General features: G+C 61.2%; 8 protein-coding genes and 2 pseudogenes. 2 read left to right on the forward strand and 8 right to left on the reverse strand.

The features are described 5' to 3' along the window. Positions 1 to 4: 4 nt before the first annotated feature. Positions 5 to 5,773 carry an RHS repeat-associated core domain-containing protein gene (locus tag OOZ63_RS10460; RefSeq protein ID WP_266005391.1) on the reverse strand — a complete coding sequence of 1,923 codons (5,769 nt, stop codon included), beginning with the start codon at positions 5,771 to 5,773 and terminating at the stop codon, positions 5 to 7. Positions 5,774 to 6,885: 1,112 nt separating this feature from the next. On the opposite strand from OOZ63_RS10460, the gene OOZ63_RS10465 reads away from it, so the two are divergent. Beyond that, entirely contained in the window at positions 6,886 to 8,256 is a 1,371-nt protein-coding gene (locus tag OOZ63_RS10465; RefSeq protein WP_266005392.1) for a discoidin domain-containing protein, read from the forward strand. Positions 8,257 to 8,577: 321 nt separating this feature from the next. Here the strand turns inward: OOZ63_RS10465 and OOZ63_RS10470 are convergent. The 7 genes and pseudogenes from OOZ63_RS10470 to OOZ63_RS10500 all read right to left on the reverse strand — a co-directional run. Further along, positions 8,578 to 9,170, reverse strand: a pseudogene (locus OOZ63_RS10470) (DUF3387 domain-containing protein); the annotation flags it as partial. A gap of 146 nt (positions 9,171 to 9,316) precedes the next feature. Further along, positions 9,317 to 10,612 (reverse strand): McrC family protein, encoded by a 1,296-nt coding sequence (locus OOZ63_RS10475; protein ID WP_266005393.1) that lies wholly within the window; start codon positions 10,610 to 10,612, stop codon positions 9,317 to 9,319. Next, positions 10,609 to 13,227, reverse strand: coding sequence for an AAA family ATPase (locus OOZ63_RS10480; protein WP_266005394.1), 2,619 nt, complete (start codon positions 13,225 to 13,227; stop codon positions 10,609 to 10,611). The genes OOZ63_RS10475 and OOZ63_RS10480 overlap by 4 nt, the downstream gene beginning before the upstream one ends. 551 nt (positions 13,228 to 13,778) lie before the next feature. Further along, positions 13,779 to 13,937 (reverse strand): annotated as a pseudogene (locus tag OOZ63_RS10485) (type I restriction-modification system subunit M N-terminal domain-containing protein); the annotation flags it as partial. Between the two features lie 8 nt (positions 13,938 to 13,945). Continuing rightward, complete coding sequence (locus OOZ63_RS10490) at positions 13,946 to 14,728, reverse strand: NYN domain-containing protein (RefSeq protein ID WP_266005395.1); 783 nt, start codon at positions 14,726 to 14,728, stop codon at positions 13,946 to 13,948. 426 nt (positions 14,729 to 15,154) lie between these two features. Further along, on the reverse strand, positions 15,155 to 16,216 hold the full coding sequence (locus tag OOZ63_RS10495; RefSeq protein WP_266005396.1) for a FecR family protein: 1,062 nt from the start codon (positions 16,214 to 16,216) through the stop codon (positions 15,155 to 15,157). Between the two features lie 2 nt (positions 16,217 to 16,218). Beyond that, a complete protein-coding gene (locus OOZ63_RS10500) occupies positions 16,219 to 16,698 on the reverse strand; it encodes an RNA polymerase sigma factor (protein WP_266005397.1) in 480 nt (159 codons plus the stop codon). Positions 16,699 to 16,897: 199 nt separating this feature from the next. Between OOZ63_RS10500 and OOZ63_RS10505 the strand changes: the two genes are divergently transcribed. Beyond that, positions 16,898 to 17,104 (forward strand): helix-turn-helix domain-containing protein, encoded by a 207-nt coding sequence (locus OOZ63_RS10505; RefSeq protein ID WP_266005398.1) that lies wholly within the window; start codon positions 16,898 to 16,900, stop codon positions 17,102 to 17,104. The last annotated feature ends 785 nt before the right edge of the window (positions 17,105 to 17,889 follow it).

Raw genomic sequence — 17,889 nt, forward strand, 5'->3', positions numbered from 1 at the left:
CGATCTACTTTGCAATCTCTTTGTCAACCATTTTAGGTGCAGGGTTTGCCGCCGGGGCTGGCGCCGGGGTCGGTGCCTTCACACCGCCCGCGCTGGTAGGCATTGCCACGTTGATCGCTGTACTTACCGCTGTGGCGACCGTGGTCCCTACGCCTTGACTGGTGGCACTTGCTAAACCGATTCCGGTGTAGGCCGCAACCGCCTGTCCTACCCCAGCGCCGAGCGCACCGACAGCGCCCTGCGCGACAGCCTGAGAAACGCTCGGCACCTGCCCTGGGCTGCCCACGGCCTGCCCAACAACATTGCCTGCTGCACCCGCGACAAAACCCTTCAGCATCGCGAAGCCTGTCACCGGCGCCGCAGCCGAGATCGCGCCTGCGAGAGCGCCGCCCGCAGCACCGAGAGCGATGCTGCCGAAGCTCGCGTCTGGCGCCCGTGCGGCACCGATTGCGCCTGCGATCCCGCCAATCACTGCTCCAAGCGCGATGTGTGGCGCCTGGCCATCTGGATCGGTGTACTTGTATGGGTTGTTCTCCGCGTATACGTAGCGGTTGAAGTGCCCACCTGTTTTGGTGTTCGTGACCACTGGATCAACAGACAGGAACCTCCCCGCAATCGGGTCGTAATACCGCTGCTGCAAATACACCAGGTCCGTCTCGGCATCCTGCACATGGCCGGTGAAGCCGATCACGCTGGTGGCCGGGCTGGGCTTGGTGCCCTGGGCTACATTGCCATAGGGCTCGTAGCGGCTGCGGTTGAGAATGCCGCCCGCCGCGTTGCTGTGCGCCACTGGGCTGCCGAGCGCGTCGGTGTGCACATACTGGGTCACCCCCGCACTGGTCTCGGCGATCTGCTTGCCGCCCAGGTGGATGTAATAAGTCCAGCTGGTGCCGCCTAGGCACTGGCTGCCGCTGACCGTGCCACCCTGCGGGCAGGTGTAGCGCGGCGTGGCGGCGATATTGCTGCTGGCAACGCAGCTGTTGTTGGGCTGGAGGACATAGCCGCCGGGGCAGCTGTAGTTCGTGTAGGCCGGGATCGTGCTGCTGCCGCCGGCATAGCAGGTCTGGCCTGAGAGCACCTGGCCGCTCGGGCAGCTGTAGCTCGCTTGGGCGGCGATGGTGCTCGTGCTGCTGGTGTGGCAAGTCTGACCCGACAATGACTGACCACTCGGGCAGCTGTAGGCGGCACTGGCGGGGCTGGCGGTGGTCGTGACGCAATTGCCACCAACGAGGCTACCGCTGCTGCAGCTGTAGCTGGTGACGCTGGCATTCTGAACTTCGGTGCCCAAGCATTGACTGCCGTTGAGTACCGCGCCCGCAGGGCAGCTGTAGCTGATAGCTGCCGCCAGATAGCAACGATAAAGGCCCTCATAGACACGTTGAACCTGGCCGTACCGCAGACCACGGGCGTTGGCTTCAACTTGGCAGTTGGCTACGGCCTCGTACTCTATTTCACCTCTCACATAGTTCGTGAAGCAGTAGCCTGGGCTGTAAGGGTCATAGTTCACATAGCCATTGCAGCTATAGCTGGCCGTTGCCTCGCTCACCGTGGCGCGCGAACAGTTGGACCCACTGAGTTGGTACCCAGCGGGACACAAATAGATGGGCGTCGCGGCCACGCTGGTGCTGCTCAGGCACTCGCTGCCAGACAGAGTTCCACCCGCCGGACAGCTATAACTGACCGTGGCCGGGCCGCTGCTCTGCGTGGTCTGGCTGCACTGGTTGCCAGACAGCGTGTAGCCCGCAGGGCAGCTGTAGCTGACCGTCGCCGGGCTGCTGCTTTGTGTGCTCTGACTGCATTGATTGCCTGACAAGGTGTAGCCGGCGGGGCAGCTGTAGCTCAACGTGGCCGAGACGCTGCTGCTGCCCAGGCATCGATCACCCGACAAGGTCGTGCCCGCCGGGCATTCGTACACCAGCACCGCCGGTACCGAGGCGCCGCCGCTGCGCTGCGCCCACAGCAGCTGACCGTCCTGGCTGTAGGCCTGCAGCCGCGTGCTGCCATCGGTCGTGACGATCTTGATGCGCCGCCCGTGGCCGTCATACACGTAGCTGCCGCCCAGGCTGGCGCTACTCAAGCGGTTGCCGATGTCGAAGGTAAAGGTCTGCAGCCCCTTGCTGCGCAGATTGCCCAGGGCGTCGTAGCCATAGCTCGTCGTGCCGCCGTTGGTGACGACACTGCTCAGCCGGTTCGTCGCGTCATAGTAGAGCGTGCTGGACCGGCTGCCTACCGCTGCCGTTCGCAGGTTGTCGATCGGGTCGTAGCTGTAGCTGGCGTTGCCCCAGACATTGGGCGCATTGGCGCTGATCAGCCGGTCCAGATCGTCATAACCCAAGGTGCGATGAAACAGGTTTTCCTGCTGGTCGGTGATGCTGGAAACATTGCCGTTAGCGTCATATGCGTAGAGGTCTTGCACCACGCCGGCGTCGCGATTGAGCAGTGGTAGTCCGCGCAGGTTCTGGCTCTGGGTGTGCTGGATGCCATTGCCCAGGCGGTAGGCCGCCACCGCGCCGTTCGGATGGAAGCTGATGGCGCTGGCGTAGGCTCCAACACTCTTGGGCTCGCCCAGCGCGTTCGGGCTGTAGGTCAGCGTCGGTCCGCCAGAGGGGTAGACCAAGGCACTCAGATTGCCATTGCTGTCATAGCTGCGGCTCAACTCATGGCTGCTGCCGCCATAACCAAGCGTCTCGCTGCTCAACAGCCGCAGCGCGTTGTAGGCATAGCTCCAACTGGAGCCGCTGCTGGTACTAACATCGCGGAGCTTGCCGTCTGGCCAGTAGCTGCGGCTGATGCTGGGACTGCCATCGCCATAGGCCGTGCTCGTCAAGCGATTAAGCGCGTCGTAGCCGTAGGAAATCTTCGCTGCCGCCGCCACACCGGTTCGATCGCACTTGCTCGCATTCGGCAGGCTCTGGCCCGGCGCCCGCCAAGCCAGGTTGCCGGCACCGTCATAGTCCTGCACGGTGGCACCGAGCTCGGGCTCGATGGTCTTGCACAAGCGCTGACCGCTGTCGTAGACATAGCTACGTATCACGCTGATCGACTGTCCCAGATGGAGGCCGCCACGCGTAATGGCGCTGGGTTTCCCGAAAGCGTCACGATCAATGCTGAGGTTCACGCCGGCCGGCGCCGCAACAGTGGCCAGCGCGGCCTCGTCGGGATTGTCCAGAGCCCAGAAGCCTTGCGTGCTCACTTTGGCACGTGGGTTGATGGTGCGGGTCTGGAAACCATCCAGGTAGTCCGTCGTACTCGTCAGCACGCCCAGTTCGCTATCGGCCTCGCTACGAAAGGCGCGCCCCAGTGCGTCATAGGCAGTACGGGTGCCAGCAGGCAGGCTGCTGCTGACGCTGGCGGCATCACGCTGCGGATAGCTTTCGTAGACCTTGCGTCCGTCGACATCGAAGCTGCGAACGACGACCTTGCGCGTGCCCGCCTCGTCAGCAGCATCGAAAGTGCGCGTCATCACCGGACGCCACAGTGCATCGAAGTAGCGGATCGTGCGTGCATTGCCGCGACTGATGGTCTGGCGCCAATGACCGCTGCTCAAGCCGTACTCGCTGCTACCCACCGGTTCAAACACGATGCTGGTGGCGTTCCATCCGGCTGGCGGCGTGATCTGTTCGAGCCGACCCATCTCGTCATAGCTGTAGCCGGTCGTGTAGCCGACCGCGTCGGTCAGGCTGGTGATCAGGCCAATGTCGTTGACCTGGGCGCTCTGGGTGCTGCCGTCAGCATGGTCGATGCGTTGAGCCAGGCCGCGCTTGTAGTCGCTGTAGTGGGTGGTCTGGCTCTTGCCATCACTGACCGTGGCCAAGGTGCCATCGGCGTGATAGGTGTAGCTCTGCTGCAGCACGCCAAATTTGCGGACCGCGGTCGGTAAGGCGGTGCTGGGGTCGAAGTCATGGTCCAGCACCGTCAGTCCACCGGACACGACGGCGTCGGTCTGACCCAGCACCCAGCGCGCGGTCTGGTCGAAGTAGCTGATGGTTTCACTGCGGCTGCCGCTCGGTCCGCTGCGTGTGACACTGGTAGGATGGGCGAAGCTGTCGAAGCTGTTGGCTGTCCAACTGAAACTGGTGCCCTGTTGAGTAATCACTCGCTGACGCTGGGGACGGTGACGGGAAGCCAAGTCGTCACTCACGTCGGAGGGGCTGATGCCAACCGGCTCTGGATAGCTCATGCCCGACGGCGACTGATACGCGTAGCTGGTGCTACGCAGCGCCGTGCTGCCGTTCCAGCCTTGGTCTTGTCGCAGCAGTTGCCCTTCGTTCACGCGAAACAGATTGCCGTAGACATGGCGGGTCACATGGCCTTGCGGGTCTGTGACCGTCACGATGCGCTTGTCGTTGCACCCGCTGCAAGGTGCCCAGCTGCCGACTGAGCTGCTGGTGTAGGTCCAGGTCTCGTTTCCAAGACCCGGACCGGAGATAGTCTTGCTGCTGAGCGCCTGCGTGATCAGTTGATGCGGCCACTGTGCGAATGTCGGCGCATCGGGTTCGGCCCGCTTTTGGCGGCAGACTTTGTCGACCCCGGCGCGTCCATGCATCGTGAAGGCAGTGACGAATTGACCCACCGCCCCCGAAGGATGGGTGATGGTGCCACTGTAGGTGCCACTGGGTACCGCTCCGGCCCAGTTGCAGGTGGCACCCGTTTCTTCATTGGTCAGTGGCCGCACCAAGCCACTGAGGTTGAACTGCCAGCTAGACCCATCCGGCTGGCGCACGCGTTCGAGCTCACCGGCCGCGCTGTAGTCGTAGTTCCAGGTCCGACTGCCATCGCTGACCGATTGCACCGCCACCGTATTGCCAAGAGGGGCATAGCTGAGCTGCAGATAGCGGCCGTCGCTGGCTTCCATGCGCAACAGCTTCCAAGGGTTGGCAGGGTCGTAGCTATAGGTCACCGTGTTGCCAAAGCGGTCGGTGATCAGCGTCGGCATGAGCCAGACTTCACGGCGCAGCAATATCGCGCCGTTTTCATGCCGCATTGATGGGTAGTAGCGCGACGCCATCCAGTCGAAGCGGTACTGCGTGCCGTCGGGTGCGACGGCCAGGAACCCTTCACCGGCTCCCGAAGCCAGACTGGACAGGCAGCGGAACTGCCAACCGCCTAGGGTCACGAGTGGGTAGATCTGGCCGTCAGTTGGCTTGGCAGTGTTGGTGGAAGAGCGCGTCAGTACTTCTCCACCACCGCCACCAGGCAGTTGCAAGGTGTTGCCCTGCCAATACTCTAGAGCCCACCAGCTGGTGTTTGATCCACCCGTTGCCGTGGGCGGCTGGCTGTACAGGGAGCAACGATTGGTGGCCCCGGCGCCGTTGACCCATCCCTGGCTCGCAGTAAACACGCCCTGCAGGCGCGGGATGTCGAGGTCCCAGTTACCGAAGTGGCCGACAACCATCTCGGAGCGTCCGGCGGTCAGGCGACGGCTCAAGGCAACGGCCAGGCCGCTATTGCCCGGCAAGCTGACATCGTTTTGGTTGAACTCCAGTGCACCCGTGTAGAGATTGACACGGTCACCCATCAGATCCGCGCCCAGCGCCGTGACGTTCTGCGAAGCACGGGCAAGCTGCCCCTGCTCCATGTACACGGTCGTCGACGGTGTGCTAGAGGCTTGCGCGGTCTGAACGTAGAGCTCTTGCGATTGGCCAGCGGCAGTGGATGCCGTCAAGTCCAATGCGGCTGAACTAGATGATTGAGCAAGGCCGATCGACGAGACAACAAGAAGGCCAGCGCACAGCAGCACTCCGCGCAGCACGCGCGGCAAGGTTTTGCACATGATTTTCTCCGCTCCCTGATGCAGCCTCGGAGGACTGCTGCTGGCGACTGTAGTGAGCGGTCAGGAGGTTTCAATCCCTCGGAAGGGGGTGCGCCAAGTGACTTGCCTCTATTGCGGGGCGCCTTGCCCGGGCTACCGGCAGATGTCGCCTTGCGAAGGCAGGGGTTGCTGGTTCGATCCCAGCCGGGCGCACCATAAGAATCAACAAGTTAAGCCACCGCGAGGTGGCTTTTTTGTTGGCCGTACGGACTTTGACGGACAACGCCACCTGGGATTTCTCGGGACGAATCGGCAGCGCCGCATTGCGGGGATGCTCGCGAGTCCATCGGATTGCATGCAGATTACCGTCACGGGTTCGAAGCCAGATGGTTCCAGTGCGACCCAGCATCAACAAGGTCCTCCGTACGCAAGCCCTGGCGCGAGAGCATTGCAAGCAGTTCGGCAAGGCGGTCGATGCGGTCAGCGCCAACATGCCGGGCATCCTGCCGAGGATCGTCACAGACGAGCTTTCATTCTCCATCGCAGTCGCCTCGAATAGCGTGAGTAAATTCACATCTTTTGAAGTGCCCACCTCCTAAGTGGGATCGACTCCGTGAGCATCGAACTCTCTAATAACTGCGCTCTGCAAAGCACTTGCAAAGCAAGGTGTCTATATTTTTTATGCCTTATGGGAGGGATATATGAATTTGCATAAGTTATTTCCGAGTGCGTCGCGATTGCTCTTGGGAGGTTCAATACTAGCCTGTGGGTGGGGCGTTGGCGCTCAAACTCCACCGATTCTTAACGAGTCGAGGGCTGCGGCTGCATCGTTTCAGATTCAGCCGATTTCAGCGTCTGCAACGAGCACTATGAGTGGCACTTCGCCACAATATGTGATTTCATATGACACCGAAAATAATCTATATTGGAACTCTGGAACATATACAAGCGCACAAAACCCCACAGCCATAACACTCGACCTTGGTTCTGAATATTCAATATCCAGAATTCACGGGAGGCCAACACAAGATGTAAGCGGCCCAACCACGCATCAGATCTGGGCGGGGACGTCGCTTGGGACACTCTCCCTGATAAACACTTGGTCCGCCAATCTCGCGGCTGGCCAAGATAGCGTGCCTGGCACCGACGTCGTTGTGGCATTTTCCACGCCAGTAAAGCGCGTGCGCTACATTAAAATAGCCACAACCCAAAGCCCCTCATGGGTAGCTTGGCACAAAATACGTGTATTTGCTGAAAACATTATATCTCCCATTGATGCTCAGGCATCTGGCACGTACTTGGCAAACGCTCCGTCGAATGTCTATGATTACGACAACTCATCGTCGTATTGGAATTCTGGCGGGTATGCATCACAGTGGATTACTCTGAATCTCGGCTCCCCCCGGAGACTGTCGGAGTTGCGCTTAAATCTCTGCCAAGGTCAAAACGGAGTCAGTACTCGGCATCAGATTTTTGTGGGAAATAGCAGCGTGCCATCCACCATGGTGGCTGATGTGGCCGGTGCGACAAACGGCGGCGATGTATTGACCATCCGCATTCCAGAGGGGACTGCGCCCTCCCAATGGGTTCGAATCTCCACTTTGAATTCGCCTGGATGGGTGTGCATGGGGAAGGTCCGAGTTTATGAGGCCCCAGTCAATAGGCCCGCATACTTCGGGTATTACGGCTCATCGATGTCGCCGTTCACCAACGTAACCGGCTTGATTGCTTCCCATGGAAACACTACTTGGATTCGCGGGACAAGCACGTCAGATGATGTTGCTCGGTTGCAGGACGCGCAATTCAAAGGAATGAAGGCTGTCTTGGATGTGGAACGAGTTTTTTTCAATGCTGACTACACCCTTCGCTCGGATGCATCTACTCAATGGAACACTTACGTCTCAAGCATCGGCGCCTACGCAGGCGATATTGTCGCCTACTATCCACTTGATGAACCGTATTTCAAAGGGCGGACCAAGGGCATTTCGGAAGCCCTGATGAAGTCGCAGTTGACTCAAGTGGCCAATATCGTGAAGGGGTCTTTTCCGACGGCCAAACTGGCCATGACTTTCATGGCGCAGGATATGCCCCTGCTTGCTTCTACGAATCTGATTCCGGCGAATTTTGATTGGCTAGGATTTTACTGTTATGGCAGTTGGCAGGAATGTGGTGGCCGCTCTATTCCAGCGCAGTACAAGCACATCAGCGATTACCTCACTTCAAGCCAAAGACTGTTTCTTATCGGCGACTCGAATGTGCGTAGGAATTGCAACTATCAAACCTGCACACCCGCAGTGCCGACGGCTGCCGAAGACGACTTGTTGGCTTCTCGGATGACCGCTTATGGCGGATTCGCTTCGCTCAACCCCAAGGTGATTGGTGTATTCAACTTCATTTATCAGAGTTTCAGAGAGGATGAAAATTGGTACTCATTTGGGGCTGCCGACCTCCCTTTGACTCGCGCAGTTAGCGAGAAGATTGGAAAAGCAATTAGCGGCAAGTAGCTATCGAGATCTAGACAATCATGTCTAGATCTCTCGCGACGCAGCCGGCGACTACGCCGGGCTGCTGAAGACAGCCCATTGATGTTGTCTGAAGCGCCCCGGCTTCCGAGGAGGCCAGTTGGTTTAAGTCAGTTGGTCGCGGCCTGACCCACGCGCTGGCGATGGCAATTGGCCTCGAACTCAGCTGGCTGGGCATAGCCCAGTTCAGGACTGTTAAGTTGAGGTGCCAGGCCGAACCTCACAGAAACTCAGGCCGAGCAGACCAAGCCGCATGCATAGGCTACCGCTCGCCGGGAATGTGCGGTGCTGGCAGGGGCAGGCTCAAGACCAATCCTCCCCGATTGCCTGCGCCTGTTGCAACACCAGTTCAACCGCCGCATCCTGCATGTCCGGCGGGTACTTGTACTTGCGCAGGATGCGCTTGACCATCAGCCTCAGGCTGGCGCGCACGCTCTCTCGCTCTGACCAATCTACGCTCAGGTTCTTGCGCAGGTTCTCAGTAAGTTCGTGGGCGATCTTTTTCAAGGTCTCATCGGTCAGTTCCCTGACGGCCGACTCGTTGTTGGCCAGGGCGTCATAGAAGCGCACCTCGTCATCGGTCAGCCCCAGGGCCTCGCCTCGTGACGCCGCTTCGCGGAACTTCTTGGCCATCTCGACCAGCTCTTCCATGACCTGCGCGGTCTCGATCGAACGGTTCTGATAGCGCGTGATGACATTGCCCAGCAGCTCGGAGAACTGCTTCTGCTGGACGACATTGCTGGCAAACTTGGATTTGATCCGCCCTCCAGCAGCCGCTCCGGCAATTCCACCGCCAGATTGCGCTCCGGCAGGTTCTTCACCTGGGCCAGGAACTCGTCATCGAGCAGGCCGATGTTGGGCTTGTCCAGGCCGACCGCGTCGAAGATGTCCACCACGGGCATGGATCAATGTCCGATATCGATAGAAAACCGTAGATATCTATGCATCTTAGTCACGACATACATAGATTTTTGAGAAATTTATGCCCGTCCTGACGGCCACCGGCCACATCGAGAGCAGCCCTGGCTTGGCTACTGGGTTCTCACGCAACCATTCGCCCCCGTCGCTGCGGCAGGTCCAAACGCTCCAGCCCCGCCAGACACTCAAGATCTAGGTCGAAGGGCAAGACCTCCAGGCTCAGCCCGCCGCCGAAATCGAACGGGGCCAGCGGGTTTCGGAAAGTCTCGGTTCGCGGATAGATCAACGCCATGCGGCCAGCGCCGCCGAGGTACTTCTGCCCATAGGCGAAGAGCTGATAGAAGTCCGATTGGCTCAGCCCGTACTTATCAGCACGATTGCCGGCATCCAGCAGCTTCCACTTGGTGTCCAGAATCCATCGCTGACCGCCATCAGCGATGAGGATGTCGGGCTCCAGTTGAAAGATCGGCTTCTGCTGGTGATCGCACAGCGACTGGTTTCGTGCCGGCGTGCGCATGTCGACACCAGTTGCCAGCGATCCGCGCAGCCACCGCGCGACGAAGCGCTCGAAGAGCTTCTCCATCGGGAACAGCAAGCTGATGCCTTGGTAGTCGCCGGCCACGGCCAAGGGCATGTGCTGATTCAGGATCAGCTCGCACCACGGCTTGATGGGCCTGTAGTGCGCGAGCAAGCGGTCCTGCCCCCAGGCGCGGAAGTCCTGCTCGATCTGGCGGCTTGCCGGGATCTCCGCCAAGCGAAAGCTCAGCTCCTGGGCCAGGCGCCAGTGATTGGCGTCCTGCGTAGCCTGTCGTACCCGGTCCAGCGCCAGCTTCAGCAGCCGGTTCTCGGGCCGATCCGGCAGATAGACCTCATGCCGCACATGAAAGCGATGCTCGCGCCCGGGCGGCTGGCGCAGCTGCTGGTTGAGGTTGAGTTGCCCGCGCAGGAACGTCAACTCCTCGTCCACCCGCTGGTACTCAAACCGCAGGCCGCGACTCACCAGCGTGTCCAGCTCCTGCAAGAAGCGCCCCATCACCCACTCGGACAAGGGCGCATCAAACAACTGCAGCGAGGCCACGCCCACATCTCGCGTGGGCAGATCCAGCAAGGCCAGCAACAGCTTGCGCAGCAGTGCGCGCGCTTCGGCCAGGCTGCCGCCCTCGGCGTGGTGCTTGGGCACGATCTCCAGCACCGTGCCGCAGGGCGTCTGGATCACGCCGACGAAGTTGTCCAGCTTCAGTCGGCGCCGGCCTTCCAACTGCAGCAGCCGCGCGCCACCGCGCGAGAAGCGCTCGCTCAGGCGGCATAGGTAGTCGAATGCTGACTCACTGACCTGGGCGCGATCCAGCGAAGCGGCCACGGGCTCGGTGCAGAGCCAGGCGTGCTCGCGAACACTGACCTTGCGCGGCGCCGGTGTCATTCGTCGTCCTGCGCCTCGCGGTGGTCAATCACGCCCAAGTAGCTCTCGACACACTGGAAGGCTTCGTCGTTAACGGTCCAGGCTTTGGGACTGTGCGCCAGGTTGACGTCCGGCCCGAACAGCTCGTCAACGTCCACACCCCGGGCGCAAACGAACTGGAACGCCTCCGGCTTGCGGTGGTCGTTGAGCACCCACTGGATGCGCTGCCAGTCGTCGATGAAATACTCCTGCAGCAACGGCAGCACCTGATTGCTGAAGATCTCGGCCAGTTTGACCAACGTCGGCGCCTCACGCAGCGGCATGAAGTAGGCATGACCCAGGCAGTGGTCGCGGTCAAGCAGCGCTTCGACCCGCTGGTTCAAAACGGCCAGCAAGCGCTCGATGGGAATGCCTTCCACCTCCACGCCATCCAGCAGCTCAGGCCGAGGCGGCATGGCCTTGAACACAAAGCGGCGGCGCAGCGCCACGTCCATGCCGGTGAGCGACCGGTCGGCCGTGTTCATCGTGCCGATCAAGAAGACGTTCTGCGGCACGCTGAACGGCTTCTTGGAATAGGGCAGCACCACCTCCAAGGCCTCGCTGGCCCCAGCACGCTTGGAGGGCTCGATCAGCGTGATCAGCTCACCAAAGATGCGCGAGATATTGCCTCGATTGATCTCGTCAATGATGAGCACACGAGCGTCCGACTGAGTCGGCGCGGTGGGGATGACGTCAGTTGAACCTGCGGCGCCAATCAAATGCGCGACCAAGGGCGCAAGCACGTTGTTATAGCCGTTGACCAAGAACGGGTCCATGCTGGTGTTCGGCAACTTCTCCATCACGCGCTTCTCGCGGATATCAGCGATGGAGATTTGGCCGGCTTCAACCGCTTGGGCCAACTCCTGAAGGAGGCTCATGCCGAGGGACAGCGTGCGCCCTTGCGGCTTTCGAAGCTCGACGATGTCGGCACTCGCTCGCACGATCTCGTACGTCGAGTCCGTCACCGGGCCCGGGACGAAACCGCTTGCGGCTGGCACGCGAGAAGACGCCTGATTGAGCAAGCCCTGCAACTTGTCCAGATCGATGGACCCGGAACGCAGCTCATACAGTGTCATCTGGCTGAACTGGTTATTCATTAGCTCGCCGTGCGGCAGCGAGGGCTCATAAGTGCGCAGCCACTTCACGGCGCGCATCTGCGTGTACTCGTCGGCGAACTCGCTCCGCAGCCGGAATTGGTACTCGCCACTCACCTCACCGATGGCACGGAACTTGAAATTCCCATCGCTGATGATCATCAGGTCGCCCAGCTTCATGCGGGTGACGAAGGCTGCCACGCTGGTCACCGCATAGTCGGTCTGTGGGTTTTCGACTTTCAAACCTTGCTCGATGAAGCGCTTCAGCACATCGTTGCGTGAAGTGCAACCAGTGAAGTCCACGCCGCCGCCATAACCCAGGAGCGCACAACTCTTCTCGATGCACTCGTCGTAGACCGCTGCGTCACTCCCTAGCGTGTTGCCCAGCGACATCTTCCAGATTCGCCGCCCTCTGATGTCGTAGGGAGTCGCAACCGTGGCAGCCTCCTGCGGACGAGTGACCTTGACCGCTGCCGCCTCGCACAACGATTTGAAAACGCCGTCCACCACCTCGTAGCGGATCTGCCCAGTGTCTTCATTTGTCGTCGCACGCAGGCCCTCCACAAAGTCTTCATAACTAAAGCTCTGGTGGAAGGTCACGAAGCGGACTCGACGTTCGTAAACGAGTGCATCAAATCGTGACTTCAGTGCCGCGCGGTCCGCGCGATTTTTGTCTAAATGGACTGGGTCCAGTGCCTCCAGGGCCGCTTCGATGGTGGAGTAGGTCTTGCCAGTGCCGGGAGGGCCATACAGGATTTGATTCAAGGCAGGCATTGGATTGGACGCTAAATTTGGAAGTGCCTCGTCGGAACGGGACTCAGGCGGATCAGATTCCTCGTCGTCACTGTACGGCTGTCCTATCAATTGATCCACGTAATCGAAGAGTGGCCGCCCGTTGCGTTGATTCATCAGTCGCTGGTTTGCCAAGACGGAGGCCTCGGCTGCGCTCGCGCCACTGGCAGGCAACGGTTCTTTGTGCTTGTTCCAATGCCAGCTGCGGACGTCGGCTTGTTCCTGGACAGGCAGCAAAACCGGCTGATCAGGGTCCTGATAAAGAAAGAACAGCTTCCATTCGTAGTCCACGTGAAGTCGAGGCGCCTTGAGGACGTTGAGATCACCTAGCTGCGCTGCCTCAGCTAACTCGATGATGCGTCTCTTGGTGGACTCGAATGACGCCGCCACGTCGCTTCCAATGCTCTCATGCCAGCAATATCCCCTCTCGACGTCTACGCTGCTTAAACGTCGACGCTTCCGATAAGTTTCTATTGCCAGGTCTCGCAATTTCGGATCTGCTGGGAGTGCACAAATGCCGATGCGACTCCAAGCCGATCCCGGCTTTGGACGCCAGCCCAGGCCATCCGTCTTGAACTTGACCCACCCCGACAGGCCAGCATGGTGGTCGGCTTGCGTGTACTGGTCGAGCGTCATTTCATGTAGGACGCTCGCGGGCCAGCGTTCACGGAAGGCGCTCCAGCGTGTTATGCGTGGATCTGCAGTGTTCATGCCGACGCCTCTTTGAGAGGAACGATGATCTTGGGCGGGCGCAGTTGGCCAGATATCAAGCGGGGCAGGAGGGTGCCGCGCAGGGCGGCCAGCTTCTTCGCCTGCACTTGGTTCGCCGCTATGCGCTTGCGCAAGGGAATCACTGCTCCATCAAACGCAGCGAGTACGCGCGTTGGCGACACCACAGCCTTAATGCCGACCAGCTTGCCCCGACTGGGTTCGATCTTCCAGGTGGCCCCTTCGCCGAACTGTTCGATCTTGGGCTGAATGCCCATGAGTGCAAGCCCTAAGAAATTCCTGGTGAGGTTCTCGTTGGCTCGAACAAACATGACATGGGAATCGACGATCGACGGCTCTTCCAACTCCACGATCTGAGCGACGCGCCCAAGTGTGCCAACACCCGTTGAGTTCACGAGTACATCGCCTGGCAGGAGCTCCCGGCTATCGACTTTCCGCTTAGACGGGTCGTGTCTGCGAGCCTTGGCTGAGTCAACAGCAAAGTCGCGGATGACGACACCCATCGAGCCCACGCCGCTGCGGCCTATGACAGCCAGCCGGGCCAGCACCTCGGCACGGCGGGCGGCGAAGGTGTCTGAGATGTACTTCACGAAGGTCAGGCCCAGCACCAAGTGCTTGTATTCGGCTGAGTCCATATTGGCGCGCAGCTTGTCGGCCGTGGCCCAGAGAGTCTTTTGGATGTCGACGAGCATGCAGAAATTCAGGAAGCGGTCGCGGAGGCCTGCGCCGGGGCGGCGGCCTTGGGTTTGATGCTGACCCAGTGACCGGAGTTGTTCTCCTGGGTCAGCAGCAGTTCGGGATAGGCCCGAACCATATCGGACAGCGCGGCGTGGCCGTAGGCCTTCGGCGAGAAGCCTGGGTCGGTGCGCTTGAGGTACTGCCCCAGCGCGCCCAGCCCGACGCGGCCGTCAGGCGTGTCGGCCGCCAGTAGGCTCATGGCATTGAGAAGGGCTTTGGGGCGTTTCTTGGGTGCCGGCTTGGGAGCGGCCGGCGGCGCGGCCTTGGCCGCAGCCGCCGACCCTGCTGGCTCAGCAGGGGGCTCTGGGGGCAGCCATTCGAAGAACTGGTCGCTAGCATTGCGCAGCGCATCGGGCGTCTTCGCCTCGCCGACGATGTGTACCGTGGCGCCGCGCTCGCGCAGCTTGCGACAGAGGTAGGCGAAATCAGAGTCGCTGGTGACCACGCAGAAGGTGTCGGCGCGCTGATCGAAGAGGGCCTCGACGGCATCCAGCGCCAGCGCAATGTCGGCGGTGTTCTTGCCAGCGGCGTACTGGTACTGCAGGCAGGGGGTGAAGGCCAGGCGCACCAGCGCTTCCTGCCACTTGTTGGCCAGCGTCGCATGGTTGCCGTAGCCCCGGCGTAGCACCACCCGGCCAAACTGGGCCACGACCCGCAGCGCGTACTCCAAAATCTCAGGCGTGGTGTTGTCGCAATCCACCAGGACCGCCACCTTGGAATCCATGCCCGAATCGATTTGTGCCATCGAATTCTCCCCCTTCTAATTGGGTCAGGATGATATTCGGCGCGACAGCAATTCATTGGCAACTCGGCGACGACATCGGCGATTGCTTCGCGCATCATGGCGGGGCCTGCAATCTCGAAGAGGTTGTCGACCGGCGGAAACCATTCACCGTCCGCTCGCAGAACGTCGCGCGTTGGTGGAACTCCGCTGCGAAGAGCCCTGAGCTCCTCCTGACCTTGCCCCTGTTCGTCATCCTGCAGGCATAGCATAGCCCCGCAGTCGTCCGGAGACGCGTAGGCGCTGGCCTGGCGTCAGATCGACATCGATGCCTGGATCGATCGCAGGTCCACAGCGCCTTGACTCCGCGCTGCCCTGCCGGCGCCGGCAAACGCCAGCCGCCTGACGGCGGGTTGACGGCGGCATGATCGCCGCTATCAAGCAGTCCCACTACTGGTGCACAAGCTCCACCCCCTCCGATCGCTCGACCACGGCCAACCCATGCAGCTCGGCCACTGCCCGCGCGAAGCCAACGTTGTCGCCGGTCTTGAACACCCCGCTGACCCGCAGGCCGCCCACCGCGCCCGTACTGGCCACACGGATCGGCATCGCGGTATAGCGATTCATCTCGGCCACAGCCTCGAGCAGCGACACATCGTCGAAGATCGCCTCGCCGCGCTTCCAGGCCAGCACCTGGTCCACTTGCGGCCTGTCCATTTTCGGCTTGGGTAACGCTCCCGCCTGACCACGAGGCCGGCCGGCAACGCGCAGGCGCTGCCCCGGCACCATCTCCACGGCCGGCACGAACTCGGTAGAGGGCGAGCCTTCAGCCGCACCGCGCACCACCACCCTGCCCTCGACCAGCGTGATGTCCAACGCATCCGGACGGCCCTCGATGGCCGGCGTGTAGCGCACCACAAACGCCGTGCCCGTGGCCGTCACCTCCGAACCCGCTGCTCGCACGACGAATGGCCGACTGGCATCCTTGGCCACCTCGAACAGCGCCTCGCCGCCGAGAACCTCCACGGTGCGCCGGGAAGCGCCAAGCGCCACCCGCACCCGCGTCGAGGTGTTCATCGACATGCGCGTGCCGTCCTGCAGCATCACAAGGCGCTGCTCGCCCACGCCGGTGTCGTAGCGGTCCCCGCCCCACCAAGGGCCGAGCACCAGCACGTGGGCCAGGACTGCCGTTGTCAGTGCCGCAGCAAGGGGCCATGGCTTGAAGCGCCGCCCTTCCCTTGCAGCCGGCTCGGGTTGTCGGTCTGCCGCCGCACGCGCCACCGCCGCCCGGTCTACGCCCGCCGCCTCCATCCACAGATCCGTCCCGCGCTCGAAGGCCAGGCGATGTGCGGCAGATTTGGCCTGCCAGGCCCGGCATTCGCGCTCCATAAGGTGGGATCGGTGTGGCCCGTGCAGCCGCGCAATCCACACTGCCGCCTCGGCTGCGATCTCCTGGGTCACCAGGGGCTCGGAGCCTTCCTCTGCACTGCCCCGCTCCGCCTTCGAACGCACGCCTACCAGTCCTTCATCAAGGTGATGAGCTGCATCGTCGCCTTGGCGACGTGCTTCTCCACCGTGCTGATGCTCAAGCCTTGCTGGTCGGCGATCTCTCGGTAGGTCAGGCCGTCGATACGGTGAGCCAGGAAGATGTCGCGTGGTTTCTCGCCCAGGCGGCCCAGGCATTGCTCCAGCCGCGCCAGGCGTTCACGGCCCAGCACCACGGCCTCGACGGGTGGCGAATCGTCAACCAGGATCACCTCTTCGAGTACGACCTGCTCGCCGTGGGTGACCCGTCCCCGGTGCTCATCAATGGCCAGGTTCAGCGCGGTCTGCATCAGGAAGGCCTCGGGCTTGTCGACGACCTGCTCCCGCTCGTAGCGGGCCAGCCGCACCCAGGCTTCCTGGACGATGTCTTCTGCGTCCTGAGTCGAGCTGCCGCGCCGCCGCAGGGCGTCTCGGATGCGGGAGAAGACCGGAGGTAGATGCTTCTTCATGGTGAGCTCCCTTACATGATTCAGAAGCCGAGCGACAGACCGTGCTTGGAACTGGGCGCCGAAACTTGGGCATCGCAATCTCAGCCGAAAGAGGGGAGCACAGATCAGGCACCGACTGAAGCAACTTCGCTTCAAAGTCACTCGATGTCACGAATAGTGGGTTCTTGATTGGTGGACAATAGCACACCATCGGCGGCCTATGAAGCCCCTGCGAGTTATCTTCGGTCTCCGAATCCGCGAGCTGCGGATTGCGGCCGGGTACAAGCAAGACGAGTTCGCGGAAGTTTGCGGCTTTGCACGCTCCTATATGTCTCGGATCGAGACTGGAGGAGCGAACCCGTCGCTGGATGCCGTGGAGATTCTGGCGGCTGCCCTGAAGCTTCCTGCAAGGGAACTCTTCCCGTAGGGCTCTGGTTAACCGTCTAGCGACTCCGAGATCGCACCCTCCCGTTCGATGGCAACTCGACTCCAAAGTGCAGCGACCGCTAGGTTCGCCTGAAGGAATCTGCCGAAACAGCTGCCATGCCTCTGGCGCGCGAATGCGGTTTTAGATCCTGCTTCATCGTACCAACGCCCACCAAACACGATCTCGATCGGCTGGGCATTCTGTGCGTGGGCAGCGAACACCCCGATGACTTCGAAGGCCAGGAAGCCGGGGCGTGCGAACCCTCGCCCGAACACTGGCCGCCGAGTTGCACGATAAGCGGTAAGCCCGGGGCGTTGTTTCCACGCGCTGGTCACTTTCTAGAATGTCTGCATCGACAACGACAGCAAGGCTGATGAAGTGGAACACCGACAAGGACGGCTACAGCAATGTGAGTTTGCTCGGCGTCTGTAGCCGCACGCAATCGCAGCGGACCTGCCGGTCGATACGGCAAGGGCAGCACTAGGCTATTCAGAGACATTCGTGTTGGACGGTCCGAATGACCGCAGCGTTTGTCACCCGACATTCAACGTGCAGCGGCTCGTATGACCGCTGCGCATCCGAGTCCGGCCACTCGATCTATTGGGGTGGTCGATGCGGTTCTCGATGACGGGTTCGGACTTGGTCGACTTAGCGCTACCGACCCAAAGCGGAAACCGGTCTCCGGGGCCGAGACGCCGAAGAGCCGCCACTCGAGAATTGGCCAACAAGAGATGGCGCGACTCACAAGTCGTTGATGTACATCCGGTTCCAGGTCGGACTGATCA

Source organism: Paucibacter sp. PLA-PC-4, assembly GCF_026241155.1.
Classification (GTDB): Bacteria; Pseudomonadota; Gammaproteobacteria; order Burkholderiales; family Burkholderiaceae_C; genus Roseateles_E.

Excerpts from the sequence above, each read along its gene's own strand:
- OOZ63_RS10460 (WP_266005391.1), bottom strand. The coding sequence starts at position 5,773 with ATGTGCAAAACCTTGCCGCGCGTGCTGCGCGGAGTGCTGCTGTGCGCT.
- OOZ63_RS10475 (WP_266005393.1), bottom strand. The coding sequence starts at position 10,612 with ATGACACCGGCGCCGCGCAAGGTCAGTGTTCGCGAGCACGCCTGGCTC.
- OOZ63_RS10480 (WP_266005394.1), bottom strand. The coding sequence starts at position 13,227 with ATGAACACTGCAGATCCACGCATAACACGCTGGAGCGCCTTCCGTGAA.
- OOZ63_RS10490 (WP_266005395.1), bottom strand. The coding sequence starts at position 14,728 with ATGGCACAAATCGATTCGGGCATGGATTCCAAGGTGGCGGTCCTGGTG.
- OOZ63_RS10500 (WP_266005397.1), bottom strand. The coding sequence starts at position 16,698 with ATGAAGAAGCATCTACCTCCGGTCTTCTCCCGCATCCGAGACGCCCTG.
- OOZ63_RS10505 (WP_266005398.1), top strand. The coding sequence starts at position 16,898 with ATGAAGCCCCTGCGAGTTATCTTCGGTCTCCGAATCCGCGAGCTGCGG.